At 63.4% G+C, this 18,890-nt stretch carries 17 protein-coding genes; 11 read left to right on the top strand and 6 right to left on the bottom strand.

Annotated elements, in window-relative coordinates:
- Positions 1-14: 14 nt before the first annotated feature.
- The 6 genes from FNU76_RS12385 (at position 15) to FNU76_RS12360 (ending at position 8,280) form a co-directional block, all read left to right on the top strand.
- Positions 15-2,378, top strand: coding sequence for a putative bifunctional diguanylate cyclase/phosphodiesterase (locus FNU76_RS12385; RefSeq protein ID WP_144278488.1), 2,364 nt, complete (start codon positions 15-17; stop codon positions 2,376-2,378).
- A gap of 49 nt (positions 2,379-2,427) precedes the next feature.
- A complete protein-coding gene (gene argA, locus FNU76_RS12380; protein ID WP_144278487.1) occupies positions 2,428-3,747 on the top strand; it encodes an amino-acid N-acetyltransferase in 1,320 nt (439 codons plus the stop codon).
- Between the two features lie 154 nt (positions 3,748-3,901).
- Entirely contained in the window at positions 3,902-4,720 is an 819-nt protein-coding gene (locus FNU76_RS12375) for a phosphate/phosphite/phosphonate ABC transporter substrate-binding protein (protein ID WP_144278486.1), read from the top strand.
- 8 nt (positions 4,721-4,728) lie between these two features.
- Positions 4,729-7,587 carry a bifunctional diguanylate cyclase/phosphodiesterase gene (locus FNU76_RS12370; RefSeq protein WP_144278485.1) on the top strand — a complete coding sequence of 953 codons (2,859 nt, stop codon included), beginning with the start codon at positions 4,729-4,731 and terminating at the stop codon, positions 7,585-7,587.
- 94 nt (positions 7,588-7,681) lie between these two features.
- Positions 7,682-7,912 carry a DUF433 domain-containing protein gene (locus tag FNU76_RS12365; protein ID WP_144278484.1) on the top strand — a complete coding sequence of 77 codons (231 nt, stop codon included), beginning with the start codon at positions 7,682-7,684 and terminating at the stop codon, positions 7,910-7,912.
- Positions 7,909-8,280: a DUF5615 family PIN-like protein gene (locus FNU76_RS12360; protein WP_144278483.1), complete on the top strand. Its 372-nt coding sequence runs from the start codon at positions 7,909-7,911 to the stop codon at positions 8,278-8,280. The genes FNU76_RS12365 and FNU76_RS12360 overlap by 4 nt, the downstream gene beginning before the upstream one ends.
- 44 nt (positions 8,281-8,324) lie before the next feature.
- On the opposite strand, the gene FNU76_RS12355 is transcribed toward FNU76_RS12360, so the two are convergent.
- From FNU76_RS12355 to FNU76_RS24100, 4 genes are all read right to left on the bottom strand, one after another.
- On the bottom strand, positions 8,325-8,519 hold the full coding sequence (locus tag FNU76_RS12355) for a hypothetical protein (protein ID WP_144278482.1): 195 nt from the start codon (positions 8,517-8,519) through the stop codon (positions 8,325-8,327).
- 64 nt (positions 8,520-8,583) lie between these two features.
- Positions 8,584-9,267, bottom strand: coding sequence for an N-acetylmuramate alpha-1-phosphate uridylyltransferase MurU (gene murU / locus FNU76_RS12350; protein ID WP_144280661.1), 684 nt, complete (start codon positions 9,265-9,267; stop codon positions 8,584-8,586).
- Between the two features lies 1 nt (position 9,268).
- On the bottom strand, positions 9,269-10,309 hold the full coding sequence (gene ltaE, locus FNU76_RS12345; protein WP_144278481.1) for a low-specificity L-threonine aldolase: 1,041 nt from the start codon (positions 10,307-10,309) through the stop codon (positions 9,269-9,271).
- Between the two features lie 86 nt (positions 10,310-10,395).
- Positions 10,396-10,572 carry a hypothetical protein gene (locus tag FNU76_RS24100; protein WP_179958094.1) on the bottom strand — a complete coding sequence of 59 codons (177 nt, stop codon included), beginning with the start codon at positions 10,570-10,572 and terminating at the stop codon, positions 10,396-10,398.
- Positions 10,573-10,801: 229 nt separating this feature from the next.
- On the opposite strand from FNU76_RS24100, the gene FNU76_RS12340 reads away from it, so the two are divergent.
- Positions 10,802-11,098, top strand: coding sequence for a hypothetical protein (locus FNU76_RS12340; RefSeq protein WP_144278480.1), 297 nt, complete (start codon positions 10,802-10,804; stop codon positions 11,096-11,098).
- Positions 11,099-11,187: 89 nt separating this feature from the next.
- Here the strand turns inward: FNU76_RS12340 and FNU76_RS12335 are convergent, their stop codons facing one another.
- Complete coding sequence (locus FNU76_RS12335; RefSeq protein WP_144278479.1) at positions 11,188-12,048, bottom strand: EamA family transporter; 861 nt, start codon at positions 12,046-12,048, stop codon at positions 11,188-11,190.
- Between the two features lie 9 nt (positions 12,049-12,057).
- Positions 12,058-13,083, bottom strand: coding sequence for an aminoglycoside phosphotransferase family protein (locus FNU76_RS12330; RefSeq protein WP_144278478.1), 1,026 nt, complete (start codon positions 13,081-13,083; stop codon positions 12,058-12,060).
- Positions 13,084-13,254: 171 nt separating this feature from the next.
- On the opposite strand from FNU76_RS12330, the gene FNU76_RS12325 reads away from it, so the two are divergent.
- From FNU76_RS12325 to rsmA, 4 genes are read left to right on the top strand one after another with little or no spacing between them, the layout of a single operon-like run.
- Complete coding sequence (locus FNU76_RS12325) at positions 13,255-15,381, top strand: LPS-assembly protein LptD (protein ID WP_144278477.1); 2,127 nt, start codon at positions 13,255-13,257, stop codon at positions 15,379-15,381.
- Between the two features lie 2 nt (positions 15,382-15,383).
- Entirely contained in the window at positions 15,384-16,679 is a 1,296-nt protein-coding gene (locus tag FNU76_RS12320) for a peptidylprolyl isomerase (protein ID WP_144278476.1), read from the top strand.
- Between the two features lie 58 nt (positions 16,680-16,737).
- Positions 16,738-17,766, top strand: coding sequence for a 4-hydroxythreonine-4-phosphate dehydrogenase PdxA (gene pdxA, locus FNU76_RS12315; RefSeq protein WP_144278475.1), 1,029 nt, complete (start codon positions 16,738-16,740; stop codon positions 17,764-17,766).
- A 59-nt stretch (positions 17,767-17,825) separates the two neighbouring features.
- On the top strand, positions 17,826-18,611 hold the full coding sequence (gene rsmA, locus FNU76_RS12310) for a 16S rRNA (adenine(1518)-N(6)/adenine(1519)-N(6))-dimethyltransferase RsmA (protein WP_144278474.1): 786 nt from the start codon (positions 17,826-17,828) through the stop codon (positions 18,609-18,611).
- Positions 18,612-18,890 lie beyond the last annotated feature (279 nt).

The following is an 18,890-nucleotide window of genomic DNA, read 5'->3' as shown; positions in this document are numbered from 1 at the left end:
AACGGGTGCCGCGCTTGCGTACCGACAGCCTGTCCTTTCGCATCGTTGTCTTCTTCTTCAGCTTGCTGGCGGTGGTGCTGCTTGCGACCTTTGTACTGGTCAGCGTCGCCAACCTGCGCATCTCGCGCGAGACGGCGGCGCACGAACTGCTGACCGGCGAACGGGTTTTCCGGCGGCTGCTGGAACAGAACGGCAGCCAACTGACCCTGGGCGCGCAGGTCCTGGCCAGGGATTTCGGCTTTCGCGACGCCATTGCCACGGGCGAAACCGACACCATCGTCGATGCCCTGAGAAACCATGGCGGCCGTATCGGCGCCGACCTGGTGATGTTGTCCGATCTGAATGACCGCATCCAGGCGGATACCGTCAGGCCGGAACGGACCGGCCAGCCCTACCCGTTCCGCCGCCTGCTGGCGAAGGCCGGCGCGCAGGGCGGCGCCAGCGGTATCGAGCGGATCGACGGCCGGCTCTACCAGCTGGTGGCGGTGCCGGTGCGCGCACCCGCCACCATAGGCTGGATCACCATGGGCTTCGAAATCAACGACGGGACGGCAGCCGACCTGCGCTCGCTTGCCGGCTTGCAAGTCTCCTTCCTGGGCCACGGCCGCAGCGGCTGGGTCATGCTGGCGTCCACCCTGCTGCCGGAACAGCGCGCCGGCCTGACCGAACAGCTCAGCCCGGAGCAAAGCGCCAGCCGGCTGGTGCTGGCCGGCGAGGATTATCAGACCCGCCTATTCCAACTGGGCGATAGCCCGGAAGGCCCTATCTATGCCTTGCTTGCCCGCTCCCTGATGGAAGCGCTGGCGCCCTTTTATCAACTGCAGGGCACCCTGATCGTGCTGGCCCTGATCGCCTTGGCGGTCTGTCTGCTGGCCGGTACACGTATCGCCCGCCGCATCACCGATCCGCTCCGTGCCTTGTCCCGGGTGGCCGAGCGTATCCAGCAAGGCGACTACCAGCAGCAAATCGACCGCAAGAACAGCAGCGAGATCGGCCGGCTGGCCGGCAGCCTGGCCCATATGCAGGCCGCGATCGGCGAACGCGAAAACCGCATCAGCAAGCTGGCCTATGAAGACCCGTTGACCGGCCTGCCCAACCGGGTACGCTTCAACCAGCTGCTGGCCGAAGCGATAGAGGCGGCCGCCCGGCAAGGCAGCGCCCTGACCGTGCTACTGGTCAACCTGGACCGCTTCCAGCAGATCAACGACACGCTGGGCCATCCCATGGGCGACAGGGTCCTGGCCGAGGTGGGATCGCGCCTGCGCTCGTCCGTGCGGCAGGAGGACAGCGTGGCGCGCTTGTCCGGCGACGACTTCGCGCTCTTGTTGCCGGGCGTTCGGGTGGCCGATGCTCCAGCGACCCTGGAACGTATCCATCGTATGTTCGACCGCCGCTTCGTGCTGGAGAACCGCCCGCTGGATCTCCGTGCCGGCATGGGCGCGGCCGGTTTTCCCGACCATGCCGACAATGCCATCGACCTGATCCGTAGCGCCGACCTGGCCATGTACCGGGCCAAGCGGACCGGCGAGCGGCATATCATCTACGACCCGGGCATGCAGACCTTCCGCGAGGAGCATCTTTCGCTGCTGGGCGATCTGCAGCAGGCGGTCGAGCACAATCAGCTGACCCTGTACTACCAACCCAAGGTCAACCTGGCCACCGGCCGCGCCGACGAAGCCGAGGCACTGGTGCGCTGGATCCACCCCGACAAGGGCTTTATCCCGCCCGGCGAGTTCGTGCCCTTCGCCGAGCAGACCGGCTATATCCGCGAAGTCACCCGCTGGGTGCTGGCGCACGCCATCGCCACGGCCGGCGCCTGGGCGCTGGCCGGCCGGCCGGTCAAGCTGTCGGTCAACCTGGCCACCCGTGACCTGCTGGACCGGGACTTGCCCTCCCTGGTGGCGGAGCTGTTGGAACAGGCGTCGCTGTCGCCCGATTACCTGTGCCTGGAAATCACCGAAAGCGGCTTGATGGCCGATCCCGCCAAAGCCCTGGCGGTGCTGCAGCAATTGCGGGCAATGGGTTTGTCCATCGCCATCGACGACTATGGCACCGGCTACTCCTCGCTCGCCTATATCCGCCGCCTGCCGGTGACCGAACTGAAGATAGACCGGGCCTTTATGATCGAGCTGGTGCATAACGACAGCGATAGGCAGATCGTCCGTTCCACCGTGGAACTGGGTCACCGCCTGGGCCTCAAGGTCGTGGCCGAAGGCGTGGAGGATCACGCCACCGTGGCGCTGCTGCGCGCAATGGGTTGTGACCAGGTGCAAGGCTATGTATTTGCCAAACCCATGCCGGCCGAGGACTTTATCCGTTGGCGCGAAGCGCTCGATGCCCGCAATTTATCGGCCGATGCCTTATCGCCATCTCCGTAGCCCGATCGATTTTTGTTACTCTTTGCCGGTCTACTTCGAGAAATAAGCCATGCCCGATATCGGCTCCCCCGAATTCATTTTCTGGTTCCGCCAAGCCGCGCCCTATATCCACGCCTTCCGCAATCGCACCTTCGTGGTGGCCTTCGGCGGCGACCTGGTGCGCGATGGCGACTTCGGCTCGCTGGCGCATGACCTCAATACCCTGGTCAGCCTGGGCGTCAACCTGGTGCTGGTGCATGGTGCGCGGCCGCAGATCAATGCCCGCCTGCAGGAGGCCGGCCTGCCCTGCCGCTTCGAGCGCGGCGTGCGCATCACCGAACGGGAATCGATCAGCCAGGTCCTGCAATCCATCGGCCAGGTCCGTTTCGAGATCGAGGCCGGCCTGTCCATGGGCCTGGCGAACTCGCCCATGGCCAATGCCGATATCCGCGTGGCGGGCGGCAATTTCGTCACCGCCCAGCCCATGGGCGTGCGCGAAGGCGAAGATATGCAATACAGCGGCGAGGTACGCAAGCTCGATGTGGCGGCCATGCGCGACCGCCTGGAATTCGGCGAAACCATCCTGCTGTCGCCGGTGGGTTATTCGCCTACCGGCGAGGTATTCAACCTCACCCTGGAGGACGTCGCCACCACCGCGGCCGTGGCCTTGCAGGCGGACAAGCTGATCTTTCTGCTCGACCAGCCCGGCGTGGTGGACGAGGACGGCCAACTGCACAACGAACTGACCGCGGCGGAAGCGGAGAAATTCGTCCGCGAGGAAGTCCGCGTCAGCGACGACATCGATTTCTTCCTGCCTTGCTGCATCAAGGCGGTACGCCATGGCGTCGCGCGCGCCCATCTGATTTCGCGGCATCTTGACGGTGGCCTGCTCACCGAACTGTTCACCCACGAGGGCATCGGCACGATGATCTCGCGCGAACCGCTGGAAACCATGCGGCGCGCGCAGATCGACGATATCGGCGGCATTCTGGCGCTGATCGAGCCGCTGGAGGAACAAGGCGTACTGGTCAAGCGCAGCCGCGAACTGCTGGAGCGCGAGATCGAACGTTTCGCCGTGCTGGAGCACGACCGCAAGATCATTGGCTGCGTGGGCCTGCATACTTTTGAAGAAGGCGAAATCGCCGAACTGGCCGGCCTGGCCGTCCACCCGGACTACCGCGACGGCGGCCGCGGCGAAGCCTTGATGAAATATGTCGAGCGCGAAGCGCGCCGCCTGAAAATCAAGCAACTGTTCGTGCTGACCACCCGTACCGCGCATTGGTTCGTGGAACGCGGCTTCAAGCCGGCCGAGATCGATGTACTGCCGATGAAGAAAAAGACGCTGTACAACTGGCAGCGCCGGTCGAAGGTATTCATCAAATCCGTGTAGTTCGAGGGCGCGAGGGTGGTTCCCGGCCAATGGGCTCCCTTCCCTTTTTGCACAGCAGCGCGGTGAACGCATCTGCTAGGCTATCCTTATTCAGATAACGCTACTATGTAGTTAACAAGCTATAAACAAAAACGCTAGCCAGGGAGTAGCACGAATGTACAGAGGGCTGTGCCTACTGGTGCTGCTGGTAGCCGGCATCGTTGCCGAGGCCGCCGGGCGGGAAGTGCGCATCGGCCTGGAACCGTATTTCACGCCGCGCCTGCTGATCTCCAGCTTCCAACCCATGCGCTTGGCACTCGAAAAAGCCCTGGGACAGCCTGTCGTCTTGCTGACCGCACCGGATTACCGCCAATTCGTACGGCGTATCGAAGCGCAGGAGTTCGACATTGTCGTGATCGGCCCCCACACCGCCCGCTATGCCGAGCAGCAGGCCGCCTACATCCCTTCCCTGATCGGACGCAGCCGCTTGGCCGGCCTGATCGTGGTCAAACGGGATGGCGGACCCAGGCTGGCCAGTGAGCTGGGTGAGCGCACCGTTGCCATGCCCGATCCCTTGACCGCCACCGCCATGCTGGGCGAAGAGTGGCTGAAAAAGCAGGGGCTCAAGCCCGCGCTGCGCTATTACGATTTCCACAATGCCGCCGCCATGGCCGTGATGCACGGCGATGCCCAGGCCGCCATCGTCAACAAGACCGCCTTCGCCAACATGCCGCCCGATATCCGCGATGGCCTGCGGGTCCTGGCGGAAACACGCTCGCTTCCCCATATGGTGCTGCTGGCCAGTGGCCAACTCGAACCAGGCAGACGCAAGCTTTATATCGACGAAGTGGCCAAGTTCGTCAATTCAAAGGAGCATGGTGAAAGCTTCGCCGGCAGGATAGGCTTCTCCGGGGCGGATCCGCTCAAGGAAGGAGACCTCACGGCGGTGGAACCCTTTGTCGCCGAACTGAAACGCCGACTGCGATCGGAATAGCGGTGTCCATGCAGCTTCCATTTTTCCGCACGCTACGCGCCAAGCTGGTCTTGGCCATCTTGCTGGTGCAATTTGTCGTCCTGGGCGTGCTGCTGACCAGCGTCAGCAGGGTCTGGTCGGAAATGGTGCTCAAGGCCACCGATGTGCGGATACAGGAGCTGTCGCGCCTGCTCAATGCCGCACTGGCGCCGCCCATGGCCTCGCTCGACTATGCCCCCGCGGCCGAACTGCTGGACGGCGTGCGCACCCCCGAGGGCATCGACTACCTGGTCTTGTATGATCGCCAGGGAAGGGTGGTGGCGGCGCGCGGCTGGGATGTGGGTGCCGCGGACAATGGCGCCTTGCCGCCTATCGACGATCTGCGCCAACTCAGCGGCAGCGACACCATCCCCCCCATCGTCAATGTCAGCACCCCGATCGAACTGGCCGGCCAGCGTTATGGCTTGCTGCGTTTCGGCATTTCCACCGAATTACTGCGCGAAACAGCCGACCGCATCGTCTGGCAGATCGTCAGCGTGGTGGTGGTGGGCGCGGTGTTGTCGGCGCTGTTTTTGGCCCTGATCGGTTTCTGGCTGACCCGGCGGCTGTATTACCTGATCGACGCCGCCGAACAGCAAACCAGCGCTGGTACCACCGAGCGCATCCAGGTCGAAGGCGAGGATGAAATCGGCCTGCTGGCGCAGCGCTTCAACCAGATGTCCAGCGGTATCCAGGAGCGGCTCGACGCGCTCAAGCAAAGCGAAGAGAAGTTTCTCGCCATCGCCGACTACACCTATGGCGTGGAACTGTGGCTGGACCCCGAGGGCAAGCTGGTCTGGGTGAATGCCTCGGTGACCCGGCTGACCGGCTACACGGTGCGCGAATGCATGGAGATGCAACGCTTCCCGGTCCCATTGGCCGCCTTGGAAGAGCGCAGCAAGCTGAGTGCGGCGGTGGATACCGCGCTGACCGGAACAGCCGGGCAGGATTTCGAGTTCCGCGCCATGCAGCGCGACGGCAAGACCTTTTGGGCTTCCATGAGTTGGCAGCCCATCTACGACGCCCAGGCCAACTACCTCGGCATACGCGCCTCGATCAACGACAACAGCCAGTTCAAGGAAGACCGGCTGGCACTGAAACGGGCGGTCTACGAGCTACAGCAATCGCAGGCACTCAACCAGATCTATCTATCGCGCGCGGAAGGCGAACGCGCCCGGCTGACCGCCTTGCTGTCGGCCATGCGCTTCGGCGTGCTGTTCGTGGATAACGACAATATCGTCATCTTCCACAATCCCGCCTTCAAGACGCTCTGGCTGATCGACGACAGCACGCCCATTATCGACAAACCGATAGGCCAGGTGCTGCAGACGGCGCTGAACCGGCCCGCCCACTACGATTTCGCCACGCATCTGGAAGCGAGCGAGGCAATGGCCACCATGGATGTCTACCCGGGCGACCTATCCATGAACGACGGCCGCATCGTGACCCAGCATTGCTATTCGGTACGCGACGAGACCGGCATCTACACCGGCAGGCTGTGGGTCTACGAGGATGTCACCCAGGAGCATATCCTCAACGAGCGCATGGTCTTCCTGGCGGAGCGCGATGCCCTGACCGGCTTGTATAACCGGCATGCCTTCCAGGAGCAGCTGGCGGCCATGCTGACGGAGGCGGAGCGCAACCAGGAAGGCTTGGCGGTACTGTATTTCGACCTGGACGAGTTCAAGTACGTCAACGACACCTTTGGCCACGGTGCCGGCGACGAACTGCTGAAACGGGTGGCGCAGGATATTTCCGCCCAGGTACGCCGCAACGAATTCTTCGCCCGCCTGGGGGGCGACGAGTTCGCCATCCTGGTCCCCAGCTGCGACGAAGCCGAGGCCAGCCATCTGGCGGCCCGTATCGTGGCCTCGGTCTCCAGCATCCAGCTCAATGTCGACAACCAGCCGCTACGGCTTTCGTCCAGCCTGGGGGTGGCCTTGTACCCGCTGCATGCCGAGCAGGCGGAGGAGCTGGTGGCCCATGCCGATACCGCCATGTACCACGCCAAGAGCGCCGGCAAGGCCACTTGGCGCATGTACCAGGCCGAGCGCGACGCCTCGCGCGAAATCGTCAACCGGCTGACCTGGAACGAACGCATCCAGCAAGCACTGGAAAACGACGGCTTCGTGCTGTACTTCCAGGGCATCTACGAAGCCAGGACGCTGGAGGTCGCGCATCTGGAGGCGCTGGTGCGGATGAAGGACCCCAACAACCCCGGCCAGATCATCCCGCCCGGCCATTTCATCCCGCATGCCGAGAAAAGCGGCAAGATCCTCGATATCGACCGCTGGGTCCTCGGCGAAACCATCCGCTTGCTGGCGGCCAATCCGGCCATGCCGTCGGTGGCGGTCAATATCTCCGGCCGCAGCTTCGACGAAACCAGCCTGCCCAACTTCATCAGCGATATGTTGTGCGACTACGATGTCCCGCCGGAACGGCTGATGGTGGAGTTGACCGAAACCGCGGCGGTCAGCGATATGCGCGATGCGCAGCGATTTATCGAAGCGCTGCGGGCCACCGGCTGCACCGTCTGCCTGGACGACTTCGGCGCCGGCTTTTCCTCCTTCGCCTATCTCAAACATCTCAAGGCGCATGTGCTGAAGATAGACGGCCTGTTTATCCGCGACCTGCCGCGCGACCACGATAGCCAGGTGTTCGTGAAGGGCATGGCGGCCATCGCCCGCGACATGGGCAAGAAGACCGTGGCGGAATTCGTCGAGAACGAAGAGACCTTGCTGATGCTGGTGGAGTTTGGCGTGGATATGGTGCAGGGCTACTACCTGGACAAACCTAGCCCCGACCACCCGGCGCTGAGGGCCGGGGGTTCGATGGTTGCACAACGCTAATGGGACCGCTCGCATCACCGCGCAGTCGTGGAAACCTACGCATTATCAAATCCGATCAGATAACATAAGGATAAGTTTCGTTACGGAGCTGAACATGCATCTATTTGATCGTATTACCCAGCAAGCTGAAATGATGGGCGGCAAAGCATGCATCCGAGGCATGCGCGTAACGGTCAGCATGGTGTTAGGACAAATTGCCGCAGGTCATACCGTCGAGCAGATTCTCGCCGACTACCCCTACCTGGAACACGAAGACATCATACAAGCCGTGCGCTACGCTGCTTGGCGAGCCGAAGAACGTGAGGTGGAGTGGATCGCAGCATGAAACTGCTCATCGACATGAATCTCTCACCCAAATGGGTTGGCGTTCTTGCCGAGGCCGGTTTAGAAGCGATGCACTGGACAGCGCTTGGCCCCGCCAATGCGCCAGACCCGGAAATCATGGCCTATGCCAAATCATATGATTTCATCGTTGTTACAAATGATTTGGACTTCGGTACGATTCTCTCCGCCACTCAAGGCGACAAGCCCAGTGTCGTGCAAATTCGCTCGGTGGATCTCAATCCGGACGCTATCGGTCATTTCGTCATTACGGCGCTGAAGCAAATGGAAGCTGAATTACTCGAAGGCGCCTTGCTTACCATCGATACCAACCGTACACGCATGCGCCTCCTCCCCTTAGGTAGGAAGTAAACTCCGCCCCGTAGAGCGGCTCAAAGGTCTGCCTTGTACGGCAGCTAAGACCCGGACGCCCGCTCCACGGGCACCAGCTTGGTCGGGTACTGCAACCAGATGACTTGTCCGCCGCCCATCTTGGCGCCTTGGTTCACCTTGGCAACATACTGGCTGTCCACTACCCACTCTTGATCCTGCGGTGTCGTGGCGCAGCCTGCCATCAGCACGATCAGGATGGCCGGAAGTAGGAATCGCATGACTGTCTCCTCTGCACCTATAAGGGGTGCATAGGCTTACGCTAGGCGCAATAGCCCCGCGTGGTCAGTTTGGGCGACAGACGGCGCGCGCGTCTTCCAGGTCGGCCGGCGTCCCGACATTGAGCCACAAGCCCTGATGGACTTCTCCGCTGATCCGTCCCTGCCGGGCAAACTCATGCAATATCGGCCCGAGCCTGGCCGCCTGTCCCTGCTGCACCGAAGCCAGCATGGCGGGCTTCAGCACGGCCAGATTGGCATAGGTATAACGGGGTTGCCCTGCGGCAGTGACCAGACCCTGGGGCGACAGATCGAAATCAAGTTGGTAACGCTCGGTCGGCGCCAGCACCAGATGGCCGCTGCGGCTATCGTCATCGGCCAGTGCCTTTGCCTGGGCCAGCAGTTTTTCATAGGGGTAGTCACTGAAGATATCGCCCGACAGTAGCAGGAAAGGCGCGGTACCCAGCAGGGGTAAAGCCTTGGCGATGCCGCCGGCAGTCTCCAGTGCGGTGCCCTCGGCCGAATAGGCGATGCTCACCCCGTAATCCGCGCCATTGCCGAGCGCCGCTTCGATTTGCTCGCCCAACCAGGCGTGATTGATCACCACCTCGCGCACCCCGGCGGCGGCCAAGCGCTTCAGATGCCAGCCGATCAGCGGCGTCCCGCCCACATCCAGCAAGGGCTTGGGGGTGGTATCCGTCAAGGGACGCATCCGCTCGCCGCGCCCGGCGGCCAGGATCATGGCCCGCATCTCAACGGCCATCGAAGAAGCGTGCCGCAATGGCCAGCGCGGCGTCCACCGCCACGGTATCGACGTCCAGGTGGGTCACCCAGCGCTGGGCGCTGCCCACGCTGCTGACCAGCAGCCCTTGCGTGGCAAGATAGGCGGCGAAATCGGCGGCATGTTCGGCCGCTACCTGGACGAACACCATATTGGTCTGGCTTTCCACGGTCAGCCCCGGCAAACGGGACAGGCCGTCGGCCAGCCGGCTGGCATTGGCGTGGTCGTCGGCCAGGCGGTCGATATGCCGGTCCAGGGCGTAGAGGCCGGCGGCAGCAAGGATACCGGCCTGGCGCATGCCGCCACCCAGCATCTTGCGCCAGCGCTTGCCCTGCGCGATCAAGACGTGGCTGCCCAGCAGCACCGAACCGACCGGGGCACCCAAGCCCTTGGACAGACAGATGGACACCGAATCGAAGCCGCGCGCGATCTCGGCCGGCGCGACCTGCCGTGCGACCGCCGCGTTGAATAAGCGGGCGCCATCCAGATGGGTAGCCAGACCGGCGCCATGGGCCCAATCGGTCGCTGCCCGCACATAATCCGTCGGCAATACCTTGCCGCCGGTGGTGTTTTCCAGCGCCAGCAAGCGGGTGCGGGCGAAGTGGGCATCGTCCGGCTTGAGGGCCTTCTTTAATTTTTCCAGCGGAATGGTGCCGTCGGCGGCGTTTTCGATGGGCTGTGGCTGGATGCTGCCCAGCACGGCCGCGCCGCCACCCTCGTACTTGTAGGTATGGGCATCCTGACCGACCAGGTATTCGTCGCCGCGCTGGCAATGGGCCAGCAAGCCGATCAGATTGCTTTGCGTACCGGAAGGCACGAACAGGCCCGCCTCATATCCCAGCATCTCGGCAGCCACCGCCTGGAGGCGCAAGACCGTGGGATCGTCCCCCCATACATCGTCCCCCACCTCGGCCGCCGCCATCGCCGCGCGCATCGCGGCGCCAGGGCGGGTAACGGTATCGGAACGGAAATCGTAGAGAACGGGGCCGGTAGCGGCTTGTGGGTAGCTCATGGAAATGCCTAGGCAGAGTCGGACACGATGGAAAAGCTTACCATGCGCGGCCGACCGGCATCCGGGATGGCCTACCGTTTCGGTTCTTAACCCTGCTTACCGGTTTCGCTCTGCGCCATTTGGGTGGCCGAGTGCTTGGCAAGCAGCTGCTGCTCGGTTTGGGTCGGTGTTTGCAGGGCGCCGAACAAGCCACCGGCGAACAATACGGCCACGCCCAGAAACAAGGTGGTTTCGAACAGGGTGCCGATTTGTGCGCGTTGCATGGTGAAGCTCCTTTGCGATTGTGACCGGCGGGCGGTTTGCCCGTCTGGTATGGATCGCATCTTGGCCCCCGTCTTGCCCATGTCGCGAGTAGCTTGAGACCAACTGCGTTCCTGCCGGTTCCAAATACTGCCAAGCACGATGAAATGCATGGGATAGCGGATGGGTTCCCGGGAGCGCTGTAATGCAAGGGCAGTCTGAAGCAAAAAAACACGCTAATTCGAGGATCGTATGGTCCACACCAATCCTGAAGATTTGAAGCCCTTCGCCGGCAAGTATGTCTGGTGGAAAACGCCAGACGAAGCGGTGGCCATGCCCGAACGGGTCATCGCGCAAGTGATAAACATCGGCGATTACACCGATGTCCAGTCGCTCGCTGCTCAGGTTGGCGACGAGGTGCTGCGTGAAGTATTGACGCATGCGGAAGCCGGCCAGTTCAACGAGCGCTCGTGGACGTATTGGCACTACCGCCTGGGGCTCGCTGCCGTAGGCCAAGTTCCCGCTTTGCCGGTGCGGAGGTTTGCTTGAATCGGCTTTTCAAGCCGCACCCGCCGCCCAACCCGGCTCGGTCGATCGCTTGTTATCCCGACTTCGGCGGCTACTACCTGGTTAGCAACCTAACCCAGCGCCAAACCCACCACGCCCAGTACGATCACCCCCGCCGCCAACAGGCGGCGGGACAGGTCGCCCTCGTCCAATAGCTTGGCGCCATACCAGGCGCCCACCATCATCGACAGCTCCCGGGCTGGCGCGACATGGCTGACCGGGGCCTGCTGCATGGCGAACAGCACCAGGGTATAGCCCAGCGGCCCCAGCACGCTGACACCCAGCGCCGGCTTCCAATAACGACGCAATTCCGGCAGCAAGGCATGGCGATCCGCCAGGGCGCGCGGCGTCAGCATCAAGCAGCGCAACGAATTGCCGGCGTAGTCGACCAGCAGGGGCGATAGCAGTAGCACCTTGACGGCGTGGCCGTCCCATACCGTATAAGCCGCGATGAACGTGCCCGTCAGCACACCCCACAACAGGCCCTTGCGATCCGCCCCGGGACGCAACAGCCGAGGACCGCCAGCCAACAGGAATACGCCGACCACCACCAGCAAGGCGCCCACCGCGGCGAGCGGGCCGGGGCGCTCGCCCAGCACCAGCATGGCGCCGAAAAAAGAGATCAGCGGGCCGGTTCCACGCGCCATCGGATAGACCACCGACAGGTCGCCAACCTTATAGCCTCGCTGCAGGCACAAGGAATAGGCCGTATGCAAGACCGCGCTACCGGCCAGGGCGATGATTTCGGGCGTGCCCAGACTGGGCCTGGCCCACCAGAATACCGCCAGGATGGCCGGTAGCCAGAACAGGATCGTGCCGGCCGAATACAGCCAGACAAAATGCCTGCTGGCGGCCGCCTGCTTGGCGAGCAGGTTCCAGGTGGCATGGGTGAAGGCGGCGATGATGACCATCGCCAAGGCGGTGAGCGGCACTGGATTCGACTAAAAGGTGTAGCCGACGCCCGGCTGGAAATCGGTCAGGCGATTGATCAGCTTGTAGAGCGGATGCAGTTCCGCATAGCGGACACAGGTCTCGCGCAGATAGTTCAGCGCCAAGGGCATGTCGTCCAGGTACTGCCGCTTGCCGTCCCGGTGCGCCAGGCGAGCGAAGGTGCCCAGGGTGCGGATATGGCGGAACGCCCCCATGATCTCGAAATCGGCATAGAAATCGTCGAAGCTGGCCGGTACCGCCAGGCCAGCCACCCGTGCCGCTTCCCAATAGCGTATGCACAGATCGAGACGGAAGGCTTCCGGCCACTGCACATACAAATCCTTCAGCAGCGAAACCAGGTCATAGCTGATCGGGCCGACCCGCGCGTCCTGGAAATCGATCACGCCGATGCGGCTATCGCCGGCGGCCGGGCCGGGGCGCGAGTCGGCCACGATCAGATTGCGGCAATGGAAGTCGAAATGGATAAAGGTCTTGGCCTGCGCCTGGGCCCGCACCACCAGCAGGGCACGGCAGCGTTCCCACAGCGCCAGGTCGTCGCCTAGCAGCGGCCGTCCTAGATGGCGGTCGGCATACCACTCGGCGAAACGGTCGAGGTCCTCCACCATCTGCTGCGCCGTGTAGTCCGGCAGGACATTGGGCCGGGTAGCCGACTGCAGCGCTACCAGACTGGCGATGGCCCAGCGGTAGAGCGTCTCGGCGCCGGCTTCGTCGGTGGCGGCCAAGGCGGTCTGCAGATCGATATCGCCCAGGTCCTCCAACAGCAGAAAACCCTGCGCCGTATCCTCCGCCAGTACCGCCGGTACGTGGATATGGGGCCGCAACAAGGCGGCCGCGGCCAGGAAAGGACGGCAATCGTTGCGGTCGGGGGGCGCGTCCATGACGATGCGCCTGCTGCCATCGGCCAGCGTAAGGCGGAAATACCGCCGCGCGCTGCCATCGCCTATCGGCGCCGACAATGCCGCCGCTTGGCCCAGTTGCGCTTGCAGCCAGCCATGTAGTGCGTCGATTCGTTCCATTGGAAAACTCTGCATAAGGATATTCGGGTTCACTGCACTGGCCCACGCCGTCCCATACCCGATCCGGGTGTGGCGCGCCGACGGAATTATCCCGGCACGGCCCAGTACGGGTTTGTGCGAAGCGTGAAAGTATGCGATTTTAGCGCACTTCCGTTTTATCCCTTCGCGCCAATGCCGCGTCTTACCCTACTTTCATTCTTGCTGTCCTGCGCTTTCGCGGCGAATGCCGACGATCTGGCCGGCCCGACCGTGCTGCACGCCGATCGCGTCGAGGGCCTGGGCCAAGCCGAAACCACCGCGCGCGGCAATGTGCTGGTGGAACAGGATGGCCGCCGCATCGAAGCCGAATGGATGAAGCTGTTCAGCGCCAGCAACGAGATACGTGCCGGCGACCACACCCGCCTGACCCAACGGCAGGACGTTCTCGAAGGGGGCCAGCTCTACCTGAAGGACGACACCCGTACCGGTGAACTGGCCAACCCGACCTTTCGCATGGGCCAACGCAATGGCCGTGGCGATGCCGTCAAGCTGTTGTTCGAGGGGCCGGAAAAATATCGGCTCGACACCGCGCGGTTCACCACTTGCCAACCGGGCCGCGACGACTGGTTTATCCGCGCCCGCGACCTGGAACTCGATTACAGCCGCAACCTGGGCGTGGCCCGGCACGGCAGCATCGAGTTCCTGGGCGTGCCGCTGCTGTATTCGCCCTACCTCGATTTCACGCTGGACGGCTCGCGCAAATCGGGCTTGCTGTCGCCCTCAATCGGCAGCGGCACCGGCGGGCTGGAGGTGACGGTTCCGTTCTACTGGAATATCGCCCCTAACGCCGACGCCACCCTCTCCCCGCGCATCATCGCCAAGCGCGGCGTATTGCTGAGCAATGAAGTCCGTTATCTGGGACCGAATTACGATGGCCAGCTGTCGGTCGAAACCATTCTCAAGGACCGCATGTATGGCCAGCGGCGCTCCGCCGTGAACTATCAGCATCGGCACGCGTTCAGCCCCGCCTGGCACGGCGCGCTGAATCTGCAGAAGACCACCGATGACCGCTATTTCGCCGACTTCGGCGACCGTATCGCCGTGGCCTCGCAGACCTTCCTGCCACGTGAAGGCATCCTCAGCTATCAGCAAGACAGCCTGGGCGCTTTCGTGCGCGTGCAGCGCTACCAGACCCTGCAGGACCCCACCAACCAGGTCGACGAGCCTTATGCCCGTCTGCCGCAGGTGGTCATGAACTACAACCGGAGCTTGCCCAACGGCCTGCGGCTGGATGTCAGCACCGATGCCACCCGCTTCGCCCGGGCCTGGAGCCGCGACAAGCTGCCCCGCCCCGAGGGCAGCCGCTACTTCGCCTATCCCAGCATCAGCCTGCCGCTCGAACACGCAGCCGGCTTTATCACCCCCAAGCTGGGCTTCCACAGCACCACCTATAAACTGCAAAACGGCACACGCTTCAGTCGCGACCTTCCGATATTCAGCCTCGATACCGGTCTGTTCTTCGATCGCGAAAGCCGGCTGCTGGGCCGCGACATGGTGCAATCACTGGAACCGCGCGCCTACTACGTCCGCATTCCCTACCGCGACCAGCGTGCCTTCCCGAACTTCGACTCGGGCTTGGCCGATTTCAATTTCGCGCAGATGTTCAGCGAGAACCAGTACACGGGCAGCGATCGGATCAACGATGCCAATCAGTTGACACTGGCGGTCACCTCGCGCCTGTTCGAAGCGGATAACGGCGTGGAACGGGCGCGCGTGGCGATCGGCCAACGTTTTTATTTCGACGATCAGCGCGTCACCCTTACCGAGACCGCCCGGCGCCAGGACGTAACGGCCTCGGACCTGATCGCCACCGTGGGCGGCCAGCCGCTGGACAATTGGTGGGTAGATGCCGCCGTGCAAACCGACAGCAATGCCCATCGAACCCGCAAGGCTTCGCTGAATCTGCGCTACCAGCCCCAGCCGGGCAAGCTGCTCAATCTGCGCTACCGGATGGATAAGCTCACCGATATCAAGCAGATCGACCTTTCGGCGCAATGGCCCATCGGCCGGAATTGGCATGTGGTCGCGCGGCAGAACTGGTCGATCAAGGACCGCCGTTCCCTGGAGCGCCTGGCCGGGCTCGAATACAATGGCGGCTGCTGGGTATTCCGCATGGTGACGCAACGCTTCGTCACCTCCGGCAACCAGACCAGCAGTCCCTTCTTCCTGCAGTTGGAGCTGAACGATCTCGGCCGCCTCGGCTCCAACCCGCTGCAAACGCTCAAAGAGAGCATTCCCGGTTACACCAAGTTGAACTGACCATGACAGCCATACCTGCACGTATCCTTGCTTCCCTGCTCGCGCTCAGCCTTGCCCATCCGGCCCTGGCCGAACCGGTCATGCTGGACCGTATTGTTGCCGTTGTGAACAAATCGGTGGTTTCCGAAAACGAGCTGAACGCCCGCATCAAGAGCGTGAGCGCCAACCTCGCCCGCCAAAAAGTCGAGGCCCCGCCGCCCGATGTGTTGCGCCACCAGGTATTGGACCGGCTGATCAGCGAACGGGTGCTGTCCGACTACGCCAGCGATACCGGCCTGCGTATCGACGAGCGGCAGCTGGACCAGACCATCGAACGCATCGCCGAACAGAACAAGATGAGCGTGCCGCAGTTCCGCCAGGCCCTGGAGCGGGAAGGCACCAGCTATGCCGGCTTCCGCGACCAGATTCGCCAGGACATGCTGATCCAGCGCCTCCGTGAACGCGAAGTCGATGGCCGGGTTTTCGTGACCGATGCGGAAATCGACCAGTACCTGGCCGCCAACAAGGATCAAGCCCGTACCGAGCAGGAATACAAACTGGCCCATATCCTGATCGCCATCCCTGAAGGCTCCGGCCAGGATGTGGTCAATGCCAAGCAGCTGCGGGCAGGCGAGGCCGCCCGGCAATTGGCCGGCGGCAAGGCTTTCGCCGAAGTGGCGGCCGGTTTCTCGGACGCCAGCGATGCCCTCTCCGGCGGCGATCTTGGCTGGCGCTCCGCCGGCCGCCTGCCCCCGGCCTTCCTCGACGCGCTCGATAAACTGTCGGCCGGCCAGGTCACCAAGGTCATGCGCAGCCCGGCGGGCTTCCACTTGGTCAAGTTGGTGGAAAAGCGTCAGCGCGACGGCAAGGAAATCGTCAAGCAGACCCACGCCCGCCATATCCTGGTCAAGGTCAACGAGCTCAACTCGGACAACGACGCCAAGACCCGCATCCTGGAGCTGCGCGAGCGTATCCAGAACGGCGCCAAGTTCGAAGAACAGGCCAAGCTGCACTCCGAGGACGGCTCGGCCAGCAAGGGCGGCGATCTGGACTGGTTGTCGCCGGGCGACACGGTCCCCGACTTCGAGCAAGCCATGAATGCGCTCAAACCCGGCGAACTGTCGCAGGCCATCCGTTCGCCTTACGGCTGGCACCTTATCGAGGTGCTGGAGCGGCGCGAGCAGGACGTGACCAAAGACCGCGAACGCACCCGCGTCAGGCTGGAACTGCGCGACCGCAAGGCCGACGAGCAGTACGAAGACTGGGCCCGCCAGCAGCGCGACCAGGCCTTCGTGGAAATCCGCCTGGACGAGAAGTAAACGCCCCACCCTCGCCGTGCCGGGCACCTTAACCGGCATGGCGGCATTTGGTACGCAGATGAATACGCCGCAGCACCCATCGACCCTACCCCTGCTCGCCATCACCACCGGCGAGCCGGCCGGCATCGGTCCCGAACTATGCGCCGCGCTCGATCCGACCGGCGTGCCGGCCCGCTTGGTCCTGCTCGGCGATCGTTCCCTCTTGCAGGCCAGGGCGGACGCCATCGGCGGCATGCCCACCCTGGTGGACTACCGTCCCGGCGAACCGGCCCCGGCCGATTGTCTGGAAGTGCTGCATATCCCCACCACCGTCCCCAGCGTGGCGGGCCAGCTCGACAGCCGTAATGCCGACTATGTGCTGGCCCTGCTGGACCGGGCCGTGGCCGGCTGCCAAAGCGGCGAGTTCGCCGCCATGGTGACCGCGCCGCTGCATAAGGGCGTGATTCGCGATGCCGGCCATGAACGCTTCACCGGCCACACCGAATACCTGGCCGAACTGACCGGCACACCGAGGGTGGTGATGCTGCTGGCCGGCAGCTGCCCGGCCGTGAGCCCCGACTATGTACTGCGCGTGGCACTGGCCACTACCCACCTGCCCTTGCGCGAGGTGGCGGATGCCATTACCCCCGCCGCGCTGACCGAAACGCTACGGATTCTGCACGCGGACCTGCGCGACAAGTTCGGCATCGCGCGGCCGCGCATCCTGGTGGCGGGCCTGAATCCGCACGCGGGCGAGAGCGGCCACCTGGGCCGGGAAGAACTCGACGTCATCATCCCGGTATTGAACGCCTTGCGCGCCGAAGGCTTCGATCTGGTCGGCCCCTTGCCGGCCGACACCCTGTTCAATCCGCCCGTACTGGCACAGGGCGATGCCGTGTTGGCCATGTACCACGACCAGGGCCTACCGGTGCTCAAGCACGCCAGCTTCGGCGAAGGCATCAATATCACCCTGGGCCTACCGCTGATACGCAGCTCGGTCGACCACGGCACCGCCCTGGATCTGGCCGGCAGCGGCCGCGCGGACGGCGGCAGCCTCGCGGCGGCGGTGGCCCTGGCGGCTGCCCTGGCGAGCCGGGCAGGCTCTTAAGCCAACAAGCAATCCGGCTTGCCATTACAATCGGGGCATTCACCAGACGGTTTGCCCGCATGACATCCCATACCCCCCGCAAGCGCTTCGGCCAGAATTTCCTGCAAGACCAAGGCGTCATCAATGACATCATCAGCTGCATCGGCCCCATGCCGGCCGACGCCATGGTCGAGATCGGACCCGGCCTGGCCGCCCTGACCCAGCCTTTGCTGGATAAGCTGCAGGTGCTGCACGCCGTGGAAATCGACCGCGATATCGTCAGCCATCTCGGCAAGCGCTTCGCCGCCGACAAGCTGGTCATACACAGTGCCGACGCGCTCAGCTACGACTTCGGCGCGCTGGCCGACCAGATCGCTCCTGAAGGGCAGATCAGGCTGGTGGGCAATCTGCCCTACAATATCTCCACCCCGCTGCTGTTCCACCTTGCCAGCTTCGCGCCACGCATCCTCGACTGCCATTTCATGCTGCAGAACGAAGTCGTCCTGCGCATGGTGGCCGAGCCGGGCTGCGCCGACTACGGTCGCCTCAGCGTCATGCTGCAGTACCATTTCCATATGGAAAAGCTGCTCGATGTGCCGCCCGAAGCCTTCCATCCGCCACCCAAGGTCGATTCGGCCATCGTGCGCATGATCCCGCGCCCCTTCCCCGTCCAAGCCCGCGACTTGCCCGCGCTGGAAGCCTTGGTGGCACGCGCCTTCGGCCAGCGGCGCAAGACTTTGCGCAACAATCTCAAGGGCGTCGTGAGCGATGCGCTGTTCGAGTCGCTGGCCATCGATTCCACTGCCCGGCCGGAAAATCTCTCCACCCACGACTACGTCAAATTGGCCAACGCCTTGTCAGCTTGAAACCGGTGAACTGTTGTCGGTCAAACAACAAAAATTGTTCCAAAACGACCGAAACATAGCCGTTTTCCCTGCCTTTAGTGACGAATTAGGGATTCCCCGCTTGTAGCGGGTACGCGCGCCGCTACACTTTGCCTGCCACGGAACGCCGCCTGCTCCGCCGCCGCCTACCGCTAGCCGGATGGCGCGGGGAGCCGCAGCACCGGCCGAGATGGGCCGGCGGCGAATGCCCTGGACCGTATGACAAATCAGTAAAGTATTCAACGGTGATGCATTGCTTGC

Origin of the sequence: Chitinimonas arctica, from assembly GCF_007431345.1 — a bacterium.
Taxonomy (GTDB): Bacteria; Pseudomonadota; Gammaproteobacteria; order Burkholderiales; family Chitinimonadaceae; genus Chitinimonas; species Chitinimonas arctica.
The sequence above is the reverse complement of the archived record's forward strand: the minus strand, read 5'-3'. Positions and strand labels throughout refer to the sequence as shown.

What these genes read in the sequence shown, in the direction of transcription:
- FNU76_RS12355 (WP_144278482.1), bottom strand. Translation starts at nt 8,519, where the DNA reads ATGCGATTCCTACTTCCGGCCATCCTGATCGTGCTGATGGCAGGCTGC.
- ltaE (WP_144278481.1), bottom strand. Translation starts at nt 10,309, where the DNA reads ATGAGCTACCCACAAGCCGCTACCGGCCCCGTTCTCTACGATTTCCGT.
- FNU76_RS12360 (WP_144278483.1), top strand. Translation starts at nt 7,909, where the DNA reads ATGAAACTGCTCATCGACATGAATCTCTCACCCAAATGGGTTGGCGTT.
- rsmA (WP_144278474.1), top strand. Translation starts at nt 17,826, where the DNA reads ATGACATCCCATACCCCCCGCAAGCGCTTCGGCCAGAATTTCCTGCAA.
- FNU76_RS24100 (WP_179958094.1), bottom strand. Translation starts at nt 10,572, where the DNA reads ATGCAACGCGCACAAATCGGCACCCTGTTCGAAACCACCTTGTTTCTG.
- FNU76_RS12370 (WP_144278485.1), top strand. Translation starts at nt 4,729, where the DNA reads ATGCAGCTTCCATTTTTCCGCACGCTACGCGCCAAGCTGGTCTTGGCC.
- FNU76_RS12330 (WP_144278478.1), bottom strand. Translation starts at nt 13,083, where the DNA reads ATGGAACGAATCGACGCACTACATGGCTGGCTGCAAGCGCAACTGGGC.
- FNU76_RS12365 (WP_144278484.1), top strand. Translation starts at nt 7,682, where the DNA reads ATGCATCTATTTGATCGTATTACCCAGCAAGCTGAAATGATGGGCGGC.
- pdxA (WP_144278475.1), top strand. Translation starts at nt 16,738, where the DNA reads ATGAATACGCCGCAGCACCCATCGACCCTACCCCTGCTCGCCATCACC.
- FNU76_RS12340 (WP_144278480.1), top strand. Translation starts at nt 10,802, where the DNA reads ATGGTCCACACCAATCCTGAAGATTTGAAGCCCTTCGCCGGCAAGTAT.
- murU (WP_144280661.1), bottom strand. Translation starts at nt 9,267, where the DNA reads ATGCGGGCCATGATCCTGGCCGCCGGGCGCGGCGAGCGGATGCGTCCC.
- FNU76_RS12320 (WP_144278476.1), top strand. Translation starts at nt 15,384, where the DNA reads ATGACAGCCATACCTGCACGTATCCTTGCTTCCCTGCTCGCGCTCAGC.
- FNU76_RS12375 (WP_144278486.1), top strand. Translation starts at nt 3,902, where the DNA reads ATGTACAGAGGGCTGTGCCTACTGGTGCTGCTGGTAGCCGGCATCGTT.
- argA (WP_144278487.1), top strand. Translation starts at nt 2,428, where the DNA reads ATGCCCGATATCGGCTCCCCCGAATTCATTTTCTGGTTCCGCCAAGCC.
- FNU76_RS12325 (WP_144278477.1), top strand. Translation starts at nt 13,255, where the DNA reads ATGCCGCGTCTTACCCTACTTTCATTCTTGCTGTCCTGCGCTTTCGCG.